The sequence below is a fragment of the Citrobacter sp. wls826 genome (genome assembly GCF_005281245.1).
Lineage (GTDB): Bacteria > Pseudomonadota > Gammaproteobacteria > Enterobacterales > Enterobacteriaceae > Citrobacter > Citrobacter braakii.
In genome coordinates this window covers 55,580-71,915 of sequence record NZ_SZWS01000024.1, presented here as the reverse complement: position 1 = coordinate 71,915, position 16,336 = coordinate 55,580, and the positions used below count along the sequence as shown (strand labels likewise).

At 52.3% G+C, this 16,336-nt stretch carries 13 protein-coding genes, 2 tRNA genes and 1 pseudogene; 2 read left to right on the top strand and 14 right to left on the bottom strand.

Annotated elements, in window-relative coordinates:
- Positions 1-75: 75 nt before the first annotated feature.
- The 11 genes from FDW87_RS05395 to FDW87_RS05345 all read right to left on the bottom strand — a co-directional run bounded on the left by FDW87_RS05395 (position 76) and on the right by FDW87_RS05345 (position 12,638).
- Positions 76-2,007, bottom strand: a complete 1,932-nt coding sequence (locus FDW87_RS05395; RefSeq protein WP_016157565.1) for a DEAD/DEAH family ATP-dependent RNA helicase — start codon at positions 2,005-2,007, stop codon at positions 76-78.
- Positions 2,000-2,080, bottom strand: a complete 81-nt coding sequence (yrbN, locus tag FDW87_RS05390; RefSeq protein WP_010723222.1) for a protein YrbN — start codon at positions 2,078-2,080, stop codon at positions 2,000-2,002. The genes FDW87_RS05395 and yrbN overlap by 8 nt, the downstream gene beginning before the upstream one ends.
- 106 nt (positions 2,081-2,186) lie before the next feature.
- A complete protein-coding gene (gene nlpI / locus FDW87_RS05385) occupies positions 2,187-3,071 on the bottom strand; it encodes a lipoprotein NlpI (RefSeq protein ID WP_003024982.1) in 885 nt (294 codons plus the stop codon).
- A gap of 109 nt (positions 3,072-3,180) precedes the next feature.
- On the bottom strand, positions 3,181-5,313 hold the full coding sequence (pnp, locus tag FDW87_RS05380; protein WP_008785911.1) for a polyribonucleotide nucleotidyltransferase: 2,133 nt from the start codon (positions 5,311-5,313) through the stop codon (positions 3,181-3,183).
- Positions 5,314-5,559: 246 nt separating this feature from the next.
- Positions 5,560-5,829, bottom strand: a complete 270-nt coding sequence (gene rpsO, locus FDW87_RS05375; protein WP_000059465.1) for a 30S ribosomal protein S15 — start codon at positions 5,827-5,829, stop codon at positions 5,560-5,562.
- Between the two features lie 272 nt (positions 5,830-6,101).
- On the bottom strand, positions 6,102-7,046 hold the full coding sequence (gene truB, locus FDW87_RS05370; protein WP_049270842.1) for a tRNA pseudouridine(55) synthase TruB: 945 nt from the start codon (positions 7,044-7,046) through the stop codon (positions 6,102-6,104).
- Entirely contained in the window at positions 7,046-7,450 is a 405-nt protein-coding gene (gene rbfA, locus FDW87_RS05365; protein WP_003024988.1) for a 30S ribosome-binding factor RbfA, read from the bottom strand. Before rbfA ends, truB begins: the two co-directional genes overlap by 1 nt.
- Positions 7,451-7,670: 220 nt before the next feature.
- The gene (infB, locus tag FDW87_RS05360; protein ID WP_016154667.1) at positions 7,671-10,361 is read right to left on the bottom strand and encodes a translation initiation factor IF-2; all 2,691 of its coding nucleotides are present in this window, start codon (positions 10,359-10,361) and stop codon (positions 7,671-7,673) included.
- 24 nt (positions 10,362-10,385) lie between these two features.
- A complete protein-coding gene (gene nusA / locus FDW87_RS05355; RefSeq protein ID WP_003024992.1) occupies positions 10,386-11,873 on the bottom strand; it encodes a transcription termination factor NusA in 1,488 nt (495 codons plus the stop codon).
- 28 nt (positions 11,874-11,901) lie between these two features.
- Positions 11,902-12,354 carry a ribosome maturation factor RimP gene (gene rimP, locus FDW87_RS05350; RefSeq protein WP_003024996.1) on the bottom strand — a complete coding sequence of 151 codons (453 nt, stop codon included), beginning with the start codon at positions 12,352-12,354 and terminating at the stop codon, positions 11,902-11,904.
- A gap of 207 nt (positions 12,355-12,561) precedes the next feature.
- Positions 12,562-12,638 (bottom strand) — tRNA-Met (locus tag FDW87_RS05345).
- Between the two features lie 334 nt (positions 12,639-12,972).
- On the opposite strand from FDW87_RS05345, the gene argG reads away from it, so the two are divergent.
- Positions 12,973-14,316, top strand: a complete 1,344-nt coding sequence (gene argG, locus FDW87_RS05340; RefSeq protein ID WP_003024998.1) for an argininosuccinate synthase — start codon at positions 12,973-12,975, stop codon at positions 14,314-14,316.
- 204 nt (positions 14,317-14,520) lie between these two features.
- On the opposite strand, the gene FDW87_RS05335 is transcribed toward argG, so the two are convergent.
- The 3 genes from FDW87_RS05335 to FDW87_RS05325 all read right to left on the bottom strand — a co-directional run bounded on the left by FDW87_RS05335 (position 14,521) and on the right by FDW87_RS05325 (position 16,010).
- A tRNA-Leu gene (locus FDW87_RS05335) sits at positions 14,521-14,607 on the bottom strand.
- Between the two features lie 9 nt (positions 14,608-14,616).
- On the bottom strand, positions 14,617-14,949 hold the full coding sequence (gene secG, locus FDW87_RS05330) for a preprotein translocase subunit SecG (RefSeq protein WP_003025000.1): 333 nt from the start codon (positions 14,947-14,949) through the stop codon (positions 14,617-14,619).
- 167 nt (positions 14,950-15,116) lie between these two features.
- Positions 15,117-16,010 (bottom strand): LysR family transcriptional regulator, encoded by an 894-nt coding sequence (locus tag FDW87_RS05325; protein ID WP_016154668.1) that lies wholly within the window; start codon positions 16,008-16,010, stop codon positions 15,117-15,119.
- A 148-nt stretch (positions 16,011-16,158) separates the two neighbouring features.
- Here FDW87_RS05325 and FDW87_RS21835 point away from each other — a divergent pair.
- A pseudogene (locus tag FDW87_RS21835) lies at positions 16,159-16,336 on the top strand (beta-aspartyl-peptidase); the annotation flags it as partial.

The following is a 16,336-nucleotide window of genomic DNA, read 5'->3' as shown; positions in this document are numbered from 1 at the left end:
ATAAAAAAAGCCCCGATTGTTGAGATCGGGGCTGTATATTTTACTTTACGGTATTAAACCGTAATTTCGCATGGATTACGCATCACCGCCGAAACGACGACGACCAGCGGAATCATCACGACGCGGAGCAGAAGAATCGTCACGACGCGGACCGCGGTTGCCTTCACGACGTTCGCCGCTGAAACGACGACCTTCGCTACGACCGCCTTCACGACGCTCACCGCTGAAACCACGACCTTCGCCACGACCGCCTTCACGACGCTCACCGCTGAAACGGCCACCGCCACGACGCTCACCACCGGTGTGCGGAACTGCATCGCCAACCAGCTGCATGTTCATCGGCTTGTTCAGGATGCGAGTACGGGTAAAGTGCTGCAGCACGTCGCCCGGCATACCTTTCGGCAGCTCGATGGTTGAGTGGGAAGCAAACAGCTTGATGTTACCGATGTAACGGCTGCTGATATCGCCTTCGTTAGCAATCGCACCAACGATATGACGGACTTCAACACCGTCATCACGGCCCACTTCAATGCGGTACAGCTGCATATCGCCAACGTCACGACGTTCACGACGCGGACGGTCTTCACCACCACGGTCATTACGGTCACCACGCGGGCCACGATCGTTGCGGTCACGCGGACCACGATCGTCACGGTCGCGGAATTCGCGTTTCGGACGCATCGGCGCATCTGGCGGCAGGATCAGCGGACGTTCGCCCTGAGCCATTTTCAGCAGTGCGGCTGCCAGCGTTTCGATATCCAGTTCTTCTTCCGGCTGCATTTTCGCCAGCAGAGCACGGTACTGATCCAGATCGCTGCTTTCCAGCTGCTGCTGTACTTTAGCGGCGAATTTTTCCAGACGGCGTTTGCCCAGCAGGTCTGCGTTCGGCAGTTCTACTTCCGGAATAGTCAGCTTCATGGTGCGTTCGATGTTACGCAGCAGACGACGCTCACGGTTCTCAACGAACAGCAGCGCACGACCCGCACGGCCCGCACGACCGGTACGGCCGATACGGTGAACGTAAGATTCGGAATCCATCGGGATGTCGTAGTTAACAACCAGGCTGATACGCTCAACGTCCAGGCCACGGGCCGCAACGTCGGTAGCAATCAGAATATCCAGACGGCCATCTTTCAGACGCTCCAGAGTCTGCTCACGCAGGGACTGGTTCATGTCGCCGTTCAGTGCAGCGCTGCTATAACCGCTACGCTCCAGCGCTTCAGCCACTTCCAGGGTCGCATTTTTGGTACGAACGAAGATAATCGCCGCATCAAAGTCTTCTGCTTCCAGGAAACGCACCAGCGCTTCATTTTTACGCATGCCCCAGACGGTCCAATAGCTCTGGCTGATGTCAGGACGGGTAGTTACGCTGGACTGAATGCGTACTTCCTGCGGCTCTTTCATAAAGCGGCGGGTAATACGACGAATCGCTTCCGGCATAGTCGCGGAGAACAGAGCGGTCTGATGACCTTCCGGGATCTGCGCCATGATGGTTTCAACGTCTTCGATGAAGCCCATACGCAGCATTTCATCAGCTTCGTCCAGTACCAGACCGCTCAGTTTGGAGAGGTCCAGAGTACCGCGCTTCAGGTGATCCAGCAGACGGCCCGGCGTACCGACAACGATCTGTGGTCCCTGACGCAGGGCACGTAATTGCACGTCATAACGCTGGCCGCCGTACAGGGCAACCACGTTCACGCCGCGCATGTGTTTAGAAAAATCCGTCATGGCTTCTGCAACCTGAACCGCCAGTTCGCGGGTCGGTGCCAGCACCAGAATCTGAGGTGCCTTCAGCTCAGGATCAAGATTGTTGAGCAGCGGTAAAGAGAACGCTGCAGTTTTGCCGCTACCCGTCTGGGCCATACCCAGAACATCGCGGCCGCCCAGCAGATGCGGAATGCACTCTGCCTGGATTGGAGATGGTTTTTCGTAACCCAGATCGGTAAGGGCTTCAAGGATAGGAGCCTTCAGGCCCAGATCTGCAAAAGTGGTTTCGAATTCAGCCATGTAGTACGTGTGCCTCAAAATTAATGGCGGCCAGTCTACATAACTCATCATGAAATTGATCTGCAATTTTCATTGAAAAGTGTGAACCGGCTCAAAGTAGGTGTATTAACGAACAACAACGCCCTCACCCGTGAAGGTGATGGCAATCAAAAAAGATTACGGGCTGATGTGTACGTCAGCTATTGCTGGTCCGATTCTGCCAGGTCATCTTGGTCCTGGCCCAGGAGCGATAATTCCAACAATGCGTATCGGTGCTCAACAAAGTTATGAACGTTGTTAGCCACCGCCAGTTTGAACAATGCCGTAGCGTTGTCCAAATCCCCCAGACTTAGGTAGTACTTACCTAAATAGAAGTTGGTTTCACTGAGATGCTCAGCGAGCGAGGTGTTATCCGTTGCGTCCGCCTTTAGGCGTTCCATCAGCGTTGCTTCGCTAATGTTGCCCAGGTAGAACTCGACAATGTTCCATCCCCATTGCTCTTTATCCGATTTCTCAAAGCGTTGCTTTAACGCTTCTTTAGCCTGCTTCTCATCGAGCTTCTGCTCGGCGAGATAAAGCCACAGACTACGGAAAGGATCATTGGGATCGTCTTGATAAAACGCTAGCAGATCATCTTGCGCTAACTTGTCGCGACCGCCGTAATACAATGCGATACCGCGATTTAAGTGCGCGTAGTTGTAAGTTGGATCAAGCTCAAGTACAGAATCAAACGCTTCATAGGCAGCATCAAAATTGCCTGCCTGCGTTAAATATATACCTAAGTAATTGAATACTTCAGGCATATCTGGTCGGATTGCCAGCGCTTGTGAAAAATCATTTCGCGCCAGTGCCCTCAGACCGAGACTATCATACAACACTCCGCGCTCATATAAAAGCTGTGCGCGTTCGTCATCGGTTAAAGCCCGACTGGCAAGAATTTGTTCCATACGTGCCAGAATCACTTCCTGCTGCAAAGTCGGTTGCAATGGTACTGCGAGGACTTCACTCTTACGCCAGGCGGAATTACTGCATCCAGCCAGCGTGAGTGCTGTCGCAACGAAACACCAGCGCAAAAAAGGCTTCATTTCCCACTCCCGAAGACAACGATTGAATGAACGTCCAGGTTCCCCGGTTGCTAACAAGGCGTCCTGCCGGGTTAAAAGCCCTCCGCTTTCACGGAGGGCAATGGCAACCTTACTCGCCCTGGCTTGCCGGAGCTTCCGGTTCGCCTGCAGGCTGAGACTGCTCAGTTGCTTCTTTAATGCTCAGACGTACACGGCCCTGGCGATCTACTTCCAGAACTTTGACCGGTACTTCCTGGCCCATCTGCAGGTAATCGGTCACTTTCTCAACGCGTTTGTCAGCGATCTGAGAGATGTGTACCAGACCTTCTTTACCGCCACCAATGGCAACGAATGCGCCAAAGTCAACGATACGGGTCACTTTACCATTGTAGATACGGCCTACTTCGATCTCTGCGGTGATCTCTTCGATACGACGGATAGCATATTTCGCTTTCTCGCCGTCGGTCGCAGCAATCTTCACAGTACCATCATCTTCAATTTCAATGGTGGTGCCGGTTTCTTCGGTCAGAGCACGGATAACAGAACCGCCTTTACCGATAACGTCTTTGATCTTGTCCGGGCTGATCTTGATGGTGTGGATACGCGGAGCGAACTGAGAAATGTCACCACGCGGTGCGTTGATCGCTTGTTCCATCACACCCAGGATGTGCAGACGCGCACCTTTAGCCTGGTTCAGAGCAACCTGCATGATCTCTTTGGTGATACCTTCAATTTTGATATCCATCTGCAGTGCAGAGATACCGTCGCGGGAACCCGCCACTTTGAAGTCCATATCGCCCAGGTGGTCTTCGTCGCCCAGGATGTCAGACAGAACAACAAAGTTGTCGCCTTCTTTCACCAGACCCATCGCGATACCCGCAACGGCAGCTTTGATCGGCACGCCTGCGTCCATCAGCGCCAGAGAAGCACCACATACGGAAGCCATGGAAGAAGAACCGTTAGATTCGGTGATTTCAGAAACTACACGTACGGTGTACGGGAATTTATCCAGTTCCGGCATCACTGCCAGTACGCCACGCTTCGCCAGACGACCGTGACCAATCTCACGACGCTTCGGAGAACCGACCATACCGGTTTCACCTACGCAGTACGGAGGGAAGTTGTAGTGGAACAGGAAGTTGTCAGTACGCTCGCCCATCAGCTCGTCAAGGTTCTGCGCATCACGAGTGGTGCCCAGGGTCGCAGTAACCAGCGCCTGAGTTTCACCACGGGTGAACAGTGCGGAACCGTGGGTACGCGGCAGAACGCCAGTACGCACGTCCAGACCACGGATCATATCTTTTTCACGACCATCGATACGCGGCTCGCCTGCCAGTACGCGGCTACGAACAACATTTTTCTCGATAGCGTGCAGGATTTCACCCAGTTCGTTAGCGTCCAGGGTTTCGTCTTCAGCCACCAGAGTCGCGATGGTTTCAGATTTGATCACGTCAACCTGAGCGTAACGCTCTTGTTTGTCAGTGATACGGTAAGCATCGCTCAGACGAGCTTCTGCCAGTGCGGCAACGCGTGCGTTCAGCGCTTCGTTGACGGCTTCTGGCTGCCAGTCCCAACGCGGTTTGCCAGCTTCTTTCGCCAGCTCGTTGATAGCCTGAATAACAACCTGCTGCTGTTCGTGGCCGAATACTACAGCGCCCAGCATCTGGTCTTCGCTCAGCAGTTCAGCTTCGGATTCAACCATCAGTACGGCAGCTTCAGTACCAGCAACAACCAGGTCCAGCTTGCTTTCTTTCAGTTCGTCCTGAGTCGGGTTCAGTACGTACTGGTCATTGATGTAACCAACACGTGCAGCACCGATCGGGCCGTTGAACGGGATACCAGACAGAGTCAGCGCAGCAGATGCACCAATCATTGCCACGATATCCGGGTTAACCTGCGGGTTAACGGAAACAACGGTCGCGATAACCTGAACTTCGTTAACGAAGCCTTCCGGGAACAGCGGGCGAACCGGGCGGTCAATCAGACGCGCGATCAGAGTTTCGCCTTCACTCGGACGGCCTTCACGACGGAAGAAGCTACCCGGGATACGGCCAGCAGCGTAGGTACGCTCCTGATAGTTAACGGTCAGTGGGAAAAAGTCCTGGCCTGGTTTCGCTTTTTTCTGGCCAACAACGGTAACGAATACCGCAGTGTCATCCATGCTAACCATAACAGCGGCAGTCGCCTGACGCGCCATCATGCCGGTTTCCAGCGTAACGGTATGCTGACCGTACTGGAATTTACGAACGATCGGATTAAGCAAATTAATATCCTTTCTCTATTTTTTGACGGCACATTTTTGCGCCATCGTTAATACCCGATCTTCTGCGCATCCTCGCGACTAATGACAACCCTAACCCATAAACATGAGTAAAGCCTCTCATTAGCCGCGCGAACCTCTGCAACGGAAGATCATTCATAGCAACAATACATTAGTTTCCAGCGAATTGCTGCCATCTGCTGGAAAAAAGGGGCCATGAAGGCCCCCTCTTTCTGAAACTCGAAAGAATTAGCGACGCAGACCCAGACGCTCGATCAGCGCGGTGTAACGTGCAACATCTTTACGTTTCAGGTAGTCGAGCAGTTTACGACGCTGAGAAACCATGCGCAGCAGACCACGACGGCTGTGGTGATCTTTTTTGTGCTCTGCAAAGTGGCCCTGCAGGTGGTTAATCTGTGCAGTCAACAGAGCAACCTGAACATCGGTAGAACCGGTGTCGTTTGCATCACGACCAAACTCAGAAACGATTTTAGCGGTAGCTTCAGTACTTAGAGACATTTTAAAACTCCAAAGTGTTAAGAATGAAAGGATGCCGATCTCTAATTCAGCTATCCCAGTGTATACACGCCTTCTTCAAACTGACCCTGCGCTGGCTGTGTCCGCTCACCTCGGTCACTTACCTGAGTAAGCTCCTGAGGATCCTCAGACCTGCCGCCTTGATGCAGCTCGAATGATTTTGTGTACACGCCACGCAGATTGTTAAACAATTTACGCGACGTTAAGCGGCAGTATTCTACTCGCAGCGCCCTTTTATCGCAAGACAGAGAGCGCTATGCAGGATACTCAACCACCAGGCGACGAGGGGCGACACGACCTTCATCGTCCATCTCCCCCATGCCGATAAACTTGCCGTCATCGCCTTCCGTCACGCGCACCAGCCCTTCAAGCGGCGCACCTGACGTCCGTACCGGGTTACCATTTTTAAAGTAAACCGACGATGTTAAAGGCAAATTAACAACAGGGTAGTCCGATGCAGGACTGTCCATTGGCATCAGCAAAGGATCAAGCAGCTGCGCCGCCGGAATGTTCTGCTGTTCGGCCTGTTCAACCAGCTCATGCAGATGTTCCAGCGTAACCATACGATCCACCGGATACTTACTGACCGTCAGACGACGCAGATACGTTACGTGCGCGCCGCAGCCCAGCTTCTCACCGAGATCGTCAACGATGGTGCGAATATAAGTGCCTTTGGAGCAGTGAACTTCCAGCTCCAGCTCGTTACCTTCGTGGCGAATAAACAGCAGCTCATAGACGGTAATCGGGCGCGCTTCACGCGGCACTTCAATGCCCTGACGCGCATATTCGTACAGCTTTTTACCCTGGTACTTCAGCGCCGAATACATTGACGGAATCTGCTCGATATCGCCGCGGAAAGACTCCAGCGCGCTGGCAAGCTGCTCTGCGCTGAAGGTTACCGGACGCTCCTGCACGATTTGCCCATCGGCATCGGAGGTGTCGGTACGCTGGCCCAGACGGGCAACCACACGATAGCGTTTGTCAGAATCCAGCAAATACTGGGAAAACTTAGTCGCTTCACCGAGGCAGATAGGCAGCATGCCTGTCGCCAGCGGATCCAGCGCGCCGGTATGTCCCGCGCGGTTGGCATTGTAGATGCGCTTTACTTTTTGCAGTACGTCATTGCTGGACATGCCCTGCGGCTTATCCAGCAGCAGAACACCGTGAATGTCGCGACCACGACGACGAGGACGACTCATCAGTCCTCCTTGCTGTCGTCCGCTGGGTTCACACGACGCTCATCGTCATGTTTCACCACGCTGGTCACCAGGTTGGACATGCGCATCCCTTCAACTAACGAATTGTCGTAGAAGAAGGTCAGCTCAGGCACGATACGCAGGCGCATTGCTTTACCCAGCAGAGAGCGGATAAAACCAGAGGCTTCCTGCAGTGCCTTAATGCCGTTTTTCACGGCAGCTTCGTCCTGATCGTTGAGGAAAGTCACGAACACTTTAGCGTATGCCAGGTCTCGGGACATCTCAACACCCGATACGGTGGTCATCATACCAACACGCGGGTCTTTGATTTCGCGTTGCAGGATGAGTGCGATTTCTTTCTGCATCTCCTGCGCGACACGCTGTGGGCGACCAAATTCTTTCGCCATAATAAATTCTCCAGAATAAAGACAAAAAAGGGGCCATAAGCCCCTTTTTAAATTTCTTGCCGGGTGGCGCTTCGCTTCCCCAGCCTACACTTAATCATCTTCTAAGGATTTTGGGTTGCAGCAAGGCGGAAAACTCGTTAATCCCCGGGAGCATAGATAACTATGTGACCGGGGTGATCGAGCGCAGCCAACGCAGTTGCGGCCCAAAAGACGACGAAGATTATGCGATGGTACGTTTGATCTCGATAATCTCGAACACTTCGATCATATCGCCAACGCGAACGTCGTTGTAGTTCTTAACGCCGATACCACATTCCATGCCGTTACGGACTTCGTTGACGTCATCCTTGAAGCGGCGCAGGGATTCCAGCTCGCCTTCATAGATAACCACGTTGTCGCGCAGTACGCGGATTGGGTTGTGACGTTTAATCGTGCCTTCGGTAACCATACAGCCTGCGATAGCGCCGAATTTCGGTGATTTGAACACATCACGAACTTCAGCCAGACCAATGATCTGCTGTTTCAGTTCCGGAGACAGCATGCCGCTCATCGCTGCTTTCACTTCGTCGATCAGATGATAGATGACGGAGTAGTAACGCAGATCCAGGCTTTCTGATTCGATAACTTTACGTGCAGAGGCATCAGCACGGACGTTGAAGCCAACCAGAATCGCGTTGGATGCCGCAGCCAGGGTCGCGTCGGTTTCGGTGATACCACCTACGCCAGAACCGATAATCTTCACTTTTACTTCGTCGGTAGACAGTTTCAGTAAAGAGTCGGAAATCGCTTCTACAGAACCCTGAACATCGGCCTTCAGAACGATGTTCACTTCGTGAACTTCGCCTTCGGTCATGTTGGCGAACATGTTCTCCAGTTTAGATTTCTGCTGACGAGCCAGTTTAACTTCACGGAATTTGCCCTGACGGTACAGTGCAACTTCACGGGCTTTCTTCTCGTCACGAACAACGGTAACTTCGTCACCCGCAGCCGGAACACCGGACAGACCCAGGATTTCCACCGGAATGGACGGACCCGCTTCCAGTACTTCCTGACCCAGTTCGTTACGCATCGCACGAACGCGGCCGTATTCGAAACCACACAGTACGATGTCGCCTTTGTTCAGCGTACCTTCACGTACCAGCACGGTAGCAACCGGACCACGACCTTTATCCAGGAAGGATTCGATAACCGCACCGCTCGCCATACCTTTACGCACAGCTTTCAGTTCCAGTACTTCGGCCTGCAACAGGATAGCATCCAGCAGTTCGTCGATACCGGTACCCGCTTTCGCAGAAACGTGGACGAACTGGCTCTCGCCGCCCCAATCTTCCGGCATGATGCCGTACTGGGACAGTTCGTTTTTAACGCGATCTGGATCCGCTTCTGGTTTATCGATTTTGTTGACTGCAACCACTACCGGCACACCTGCCGCTTTCGCGTGCTGGATAGCTTCAATAGTCTGCGGCATCACGCCGTCATCTGCTGCAACAACCAGAACAACGATATCCGTTGCCTGAGCACCACGAGCACGCATGGAGGTAAACGCGGCGTGACCCGGGGTATCCAGGAAGGTGATCATACCGTTGTCAGTTTCAACATGGTACGCACCGATGTGCTGAGTAATGCCACCCGCTTCGCCAGAGGCAACTTTCGTGGAGCGAATGTAGTCCAGCAGAGACGTTTTACCGTGGTCAACGTGACCCATGATGGTCACTACCGGTGCGCGCGGTTCTGCCGCAGCGCCGGTGTCACGGTCGCTCATTACTGCTTCTTCCAGCTCGTTTTCACGACGCAGGATAACTTTGTGGCCCATCTCTTCGGCAACCAGCTGTGCGGTTTCCTGGTCGATGACCTGGTTAATGGTCGCCATTGCGCCCAGCTTCATCATCGCTTTGATGACCTGGGAACCTTTGACTGCCATCTTGTTCGCCAGATCGCCAACGGTGATGGTTTCGCCGATCACAACGTCACGGTTAACGGCCTGAGCCGGCTTCTGGAAGCCCTGCTGCAGAGCGGAACCTTTACGCTGCTTACCGCCTTTACCGCCGCGAACCGCTGCACGCGCTTCTTCACGGTCAGCTTTAGATTCAGCGTGTTTGTTACCTTTCTTCGCCGGACGCGCTGCTTTCGTGCTGCGAGTACGACCACGGCCGCCTTCTACTTCACGATCGTTCTCGTCTTCTGCCTGGCGAGCATGCTGAGAGGTGGTGACGTGATAATCGCTGGTATCTTCAACAGGTTCAGCGTTATTCACACCATTCTTCTCGTTTTCTTCCGCCATACGGCGAGCTTCTTCCGCTACGCGGCGCGCTTCTTCTTCAAGCTTACGACGTGCTTCTTCTTCCGCTTTACGCTTCAGTTCTGCGGCTTCATTTTCACGGCGGGCTTTTTCGGCCTGGGCGGTTTTAGTCATATCGTCGGTCTGTTGATTGCTCACTTTGTCTTTTTCCGCAGCTTCACGTTTCGCTTTATCAGCGGCTTCACGCTTAGCTTGTTCTGCGGCCTCACGTTCGGCTTTTTGTTGCGCCTCGCGTTTGGCAGCTTCTTCTGCCTCACGACGGGCTTGCTCTTCCGCTTCACGCTGCGCCTGCTCTTCCGCGGCAAGGCGTTCAGCCTCTTGCGGATCGCGTTTCACAAAGGTGCGTGTCTTGCGGACTTCGATTTGTACCGATTTGCTTTTTCCACCGGTACCTGGAATATTGAGAGTACTGCGCGTTTTACGCTGCAATGTCAACTTATCGGGCGCTGAGCCGTTTTCACGGTTCAGATGCGCCAGTAAGGTTTGTTTCTCTTGTGCGGACACAGAGTCGTCAGCAGACTTCGGGATACCTGCATCAGCAAATTGCTGTACCAGGCGATCCACGGAGGTCTGTATCTCTGCAGCCAGCGTTTTTACGGTTACATCTGTCATACTGTTCCTTCCTGCTACAGTTTATTACGCTTCGTCGCCGAACCAGCAAATATTACGGGCAGCCATAATCAGCTCACCGGCTTTTTCGTCGGTCAACCCTTCGATATCAGCCAGATCATCAATGCCCTGTTCAGCGAGATCTTCCAGCGTACAAACACCACGGGCAGCCAGTTTGAAGGCCATCTCACGATCCAATCCTTCCAGATTCAGCAGATCGTCAGCCGGTTTGTTATCACCGAGACTTTCTTCCTGGGCCAGTGCCAGAGTGGTCAGTGCGTTTTTAGCACGCTCGCGCAGCGCTTCAACGGTCTGTTCATCCAGGCCGTCAATTTCCAGCAGCTCTTTCATTGGCACGTAGGCCAGTTCTTCCAGCGTCGCAAAACCTTCTTCTACCAGAACTGTCGCGAAATCTTCATCGATATCGAGATATTTGGTGAAGGTATCAATGGCTGCATGTGCTTCAGCCTGATGCTTCGCCTGCAGGTCATCAACGGTCATCACGTTGAGTTCCCAACCGCTCAGTTGTGAAGCCAGGCGGACGTTCTGACCATTACGTCCAATCGCCTGAGCCAGGTTACCGGCTTCAACCGCGATATCCATGGTGTGTTTGTCTTCATCCACCACGATAGAAGCGACGTCTGCTGGCGCCATTGCGTTAATCACGAACTGCGCCGGGTTATCATCCCACAGGACGATATCGATACGCTCGCCGCCCAGTTCGGTAGAAACCGCCTGAACGCGCGCACCGCGCATACCCACACAGGCGCCGACCGGATCAATACGCTTGTCGTTGGTCTTAACGGCGATTTTCGCACGTGAGCCCGGATCGCGAGCAGCCGCTTTAATTTCGATCACTTCTTCGCCAATTTCCGGCACTTCAATGCGGAACAGCTCTATCAGCATTTCCGGTTTGGAACGGGTTACGAACAGCTGGGCACCGCGCGCTTCCGGGCGTACAGAGTAAAGAACGCCACGAATACGGTCACCTGGGCGGAAGTTTTCACGCGGCAGCATGTCTTCACGCAGGATCACAGCTTCAGCATTGCTGCCCAGATCCAGAGAAATGTTGTCGCGGTTAACTTTCTTCACCACACCGGTGACGATTTCGCCTTCGTGTTCGCGGAACTGATCGACAACCATTGCGCGTTCGGCTTCACGTACTTTCTGTACGATAACCTGTTTCGCGGTCTGGGTGGTGATACGGTCAAAGGTGACAGATTCAATCTGATCTTCAACATATTCGCCCACGTTCAGGCTTTCGTCTTCGAAGCGTGCCGCTTCCAGCGTAATTTCTTTGGTCGGCTGAGTAACTTCTTCTACGATTACCCAACGACGGAAGGTATCGAAATCACCGCTTTTACGATCGATTTCTACGCGAACGTCGATCTCTTGCTCATATTTTTTCTTTGTTGCTGTAGCCAGCGCACTTTCCAGCGCTTCAAAAATTTTCTCGCGTGGCAGCGCTTTTTCGTTGGATACGGCTTCAACAACAGCCAAAATTTCTTTGTTCATCGCGGGCTTTTCACCTCAATCCAGACTGTTAAAAGTGGGGAACCAGGTTCGCCTTCTGGATATTACTCAGCGCGAACACTTCATCTTTACCTTCGACTGTGACCGTGATCATCTCACCATCCACCGCTTTGATAACGCCCTGCCATTTACGACGGTTTTGTACCGCCATACGAAGAACCAGCGTCACTTCTTCACCCAGGAAACGCACGTAGTGTTCAGCTGTGAACAGAGGACGGTCGAGACCCGGAGAGGAGACTTCCAGGTTGTAGGCAACGGTGATTGGGTCTTCGACATCCATCACGGCGCTTACCTGATGGCTCACATCAGCACAATCATCAACATTGATGCCATCTTCACTATCAATATAGATGCGCAGTGTGGATGTGCGACCACGAATAAATTCGATGCCGACCAACTCGTAGCCCAGGGCTTCAACTGGCGCTGTAATCATCTCTGTTAATTTTTGCTCTAATGTGGACAAGCCCACCCCCAAGACATAAAAAAAGGGCCTAAAGCCCAGTTATTCTGTAGTCAGATAACAAAAAACCCCGATAAATCGGGGCTTTATATAACTGAACCCTATAACCGCACCTGCGGTTCGGAAAACCTTCCGAAAGAATTTTTTTCAAATCCAGCTACGAAGGCCTAAGTCTTCACAGTATATTTGAAAAAGAACTCTAAGGGAAAGTGGTTGCGGGGGCCGGATTTGAACCGACGACCTTCGGGTTATGAGCCCGACGAGCTACCAGGCTGCTCCACCCCGCGCCTGAAACGTGGCAAATTTTACTCGTTTTGGGTAAAAAATGCAAATACTGCTGGGATTTGGTACCGAGGACGGGACGTAAAATCTGCGCACAGTATATTGATTCACTATGCGGTATGTCAACCTTGTTACGACTATGCAAATCAATGAATGCTGCCCAGCGAATATTCGACCAGATAAATGTGTCACCCGCGCCGTTATTTAACGAAATTATCACTAAACTCTTCCTGTCATCCAGAAAAGATGATTAAATGAAAACTCACTTATTTTGCATAAAAATGCAATTAGTATAATAAGCCGACCTCTTCACCAGTCTATCAAGCAGGGTTTTATTTTATGACGACGATTCTCAAGCATCTCCCGGTAGGTCAACGTATTGGTATCGCTTTTTCCGGCGGCCTGGACACCAGTGCAGCACTGCTGTGGATGCGACAAAAAGGGGCTGTCCCATATGCATATACTGCGAATTTGGGCCAGCCGGATGAGGATGACTATGACGCCATTCCTCGCCGTGCAATGGAATATGGTGCTGAGAATGCTCGCCTGGTAGATTGCCGTAAGCAGCTGGTTGCCGAAGGGATCGCAGCGATTCAGTGCGGTGCATTCCACAACACCACCGGCGGACTGACCTATTTCAATACCACTCCGCTGGGCCGTGCTGTCACCGGCACCATGCTGGTTGCGGCCATGAAAGAAGATGGCGTAAATATCTGGGGTGACGGTAGCACCTATAAAGGTAACGATATTGAACGTTTCTATCGTTACGGTCTGCTGACCAACGCCGAACTGCAGATTTACAAACCATGGCTGGATACCGATTTTATCGATGAACTCGGCGGTCGCCATGAGATGTCCGAATTTATGATTGCCTGTGGTTTCGACTACAAGATGTCCGTTGAGAAAGCGTACTCAACGGACTCCAATATGCTCGGGGCGACCCACGAAGCAAAAGACCTCGAGTTTCTGAACTCCAGCGTCAAAATCGTCAACCCGATTATGGGCGTGAAATTCTGGGATGAGAGCGTGAAGATCCCGGCAGAAGAAGTCACCGTGCGTTTTGAGCAGGGTCATCCGGTTGCGCTGAACGGTAAAACCTTCAGCGACGACGTTGAGATGATGCTGGAAGCCAACCGCATCGGCGGTCGTCACGGTCTGGGTATGAGCGATCAGATTGAAAACCGTATCATTGAAGCGAAAAGCCGGGGCATCTACGAAGCTCCGGGGATGGCATTGCTACACATCGCCTACGAGCGTCTGCTGACCGGGATTCACAACGAAGACACCATCGAGCAGTATCACGCGCACGGTCGCCAGCTTGGTCGTCTGTTGTATCAGGGCCGCTGGTTTGACTCTCAGGCGCTGATGCTGCGTGACGGTCTACAGCGTTGGGTTGCCAGCCAGATTACGGGTGAAGTGACGCTGGAACTGCGTCGCGGTAATGATTACTCAATCCTCAACACCGTGTCTGACAATCTGACTTACAAACCAGAACGTCTGACGATGGAAAAAGGCGACTCGGTATTCTCTCCGGATGATCGTATCGGTCAGTTGACCATGCGTAATCTGGATATCACTGATACCCGCGAGAAGCTGTTCGGTTATGCGCAGTCTGGCCTGCTGACCGCCTCTTCCACAACCGGCCTGCCGCAGGTTGAGAATCTGGAAAACAAGGCAAAGTAAATATTCATCATCTTCAGGCCGCGAAAGCGGCCTTTTTTATGCGCATAAAATAGGGATGTTCTGTGACCCTGAGGCCTGATAAGCCAGGCATCATCAGGTATTGTAATAGTCGGATGGCGTCCTAAATGTCTTATCCGACCTACAGAACTACCACAAATGACAGACGAAAAAAAAGACGCTTTGCAGCGTCTTTTTTTTGGAATTTGGTACCGAGGATGGGACTCGAACCCACAAGCCCGTTAGGGCACTACCACCTCAAGGTAGCGTGTCTACCAATTCCACCACCTCGGTACAGAATACTTAGCGTGGGATATCGCTGGTCGGCTGAGCCGGAGCAGCTGGCTGAGTTTGCTCGGTTTTCGCCGGTGCACTCAGATTTTCCCACTCACTTCCTTTATTGGTCTTATTGCTGTTCATGTTACCCAGCACCAGACTGATGATGAAGAACAAGGTTCCCAATACAGCTGTCATGCGGGTCATGAAGTTACCAGAACCACTTGAACCAAACAGAGTACCAGAAGCGCCTGCGCCAAAAGAGGCTCCCATATCAGCGCCTTTGCCTTGCTGCAGCATGATCAAGCCTACCAGGCCAATTGCCACAATAAGGAAAACTACTAAAAGAGCTTCGTGCATAATCAACCTGTTCCTTGCGGAGTTGCCGCGTACAATGCTTCGACCATTAAAGCGGGAATGTTTACTGTTTCCCACTGAAGCGGGTGTGAATACTAACCAAAGCGAATAACCTTCGCAAGGGCAATTTGTTGGCATTGTATCAACTGCGGAAAAAATCGCCATATCAATCAAAAACGCAGCAACTTCTCCCAGCATCTCTGCATGACGGCGCGTTGATCGTCAAGATTCGCCCATACCACAACGGGGATTTCACAAATCAGGTCAGCGTTTTCTGGCCAGCAGTGAATAATTTGCTGGTTCACCAACTCTTCCGCCACCATCGATTCGGGTAACCATGCCATTCCCATATGCCGCAGCACCATTTCTCGTATCGTTTCGCTTAAACCACTCTCAAACACTTTTTTCAGACGTGGGCGGACGCGTTGTTCAGCTGGCTCAATAATGCGTCTGACAAAGGTGTAGTCGCTATAGCATAGCCATGGGATCGGCACATGCGGATCGTTAAGCGCATTAGCCAACTGCGCAGAAATAACCGGTATAAATCGCTCATACCGCCATAGTGAACGTTTTAACCCTCCGGCAATCTCCAGCCCCGGCTGCGAAGACGGTAAATCGTAGGTCACCAGAAGATCGATTTGCCGATCTATCAAGGCGTTAAAGTGGTTGTCTATCCCCTGAATACTGGCATTAACCGTAAAATTTAACTGCGGTTCGCTCTGCCGCAGATAGTTGATCATATCCGGCAGGATATTCACCGACAGCGTATGCAGGCTAACCATCACCAGCGTATTGTCCGTTGCTGGCGTCATCGCCGATAGCTCGTGGCGCGCCTCTGTTAGTGTACTGAGGACGTGCCGGGCATAGGGTTCAAAGCGTTCACCATAGCGTGTCAGCGTAACGGGGGTCGTGGTCCGGTCAAACAACGGCACCCCTAACACCTCTTCCAGCGCCTTTATACGCCGACTGAGTGCGGGTTGAGTAATATGCCGCTGCGCCGCGGCCTGAGAGTAGTTTCCATGCTGACTCAATGCCAGAAAATCTTCCAGCCACTTACAATCCACGTTGAACTCTCCACCATGCCATAACCGCATCCTCCAATACCAAATCGGTAATAGTCATAGTTATAGTAATGGCTTTATGGTGGGCATCATAACAACAATATTCCTTTTCACCTGCCGACTCTCACCCACGACGTTTGACAGGACCGATATGTTTACTTTATTGACCAATGCCCGTGTTTTTTCTCCCGAGGATTTAGGCCTCTGCTCCCTGCTCATTCATGCCGACCGAATTGTGGCGGTAGAAAAAGATATTTCCCTGTTTGATGGCGTCGACGAGGTCATCGATTGTCATGGCAAATGGGTTATCCCAGGCATAATCGATCAGC

Coding starts and splice junctions, on each gene's coding strand:
- FDW87_RS05395 (WP_016157565.1), bottom strand. CDS start 2,007: ATGGCTGAATTCGAAACCACTTTTGCAGATCTGGGCCTGAAGGCTCCT.
- yrbN (WP_010723222.1), bottom strand. CDS start 2,080: ATGAAAATTGCAGATCAATTTCATGATGAGTTATGTAGACTGGCCGCC.
- nlpI (WP_003024982.1), bottom strand. CDS start 3,071: ATGAAGCCTTTTTTGCGCTGGTGTTTCGTTGCGACAGCACTCACGCTG.
- rpsO (WP_000059465.1), bottom strand. CDS start 5,829: ATGTCTCTAAGTACTGAAGCTACCGCTAAAATCGTTTCTGAGTTTGGT.
- truB (WP_049270842.1), bottom strand. CDS start 7,046: ATGAGTCGTCCTCGTCGTCGTGGTCGCGACATTCACGGTGTTCTGCTG.
- rbfA (WP_003024988.1), bottom strand. CDS start 7,450: ATGGCGAAAGAATTTGGTCGCCCACAGCGTGTCGCGCAGGAGATGCAG.
- infB (WP_016154667.1), bottom strand. CDS start 10,361: ATGACAGATGTAACCGTAAAAACGCTGGCTGCAGAGATACAGACCTCC.
- nusA (WP_003024992.1), bottom strand. CDS start 11,873: ATGAACAAAGAAATTTTGGCTGTTGTTGAAGCCGTATCCAACGAAAAA.
- argG (WP_003024998.1), top strand. CDS start 12,973: ATGACGACGATTCTCAAGCATCTCCCGGTAGGTCAACGTATTGGTATC.
- secG (WP_003025000.1), bottom strand. CDS start 14,949: ATGCACGAAGCTCTTTTAGTAGTTTTCCTTATTGTGGCAATTGGCCTG.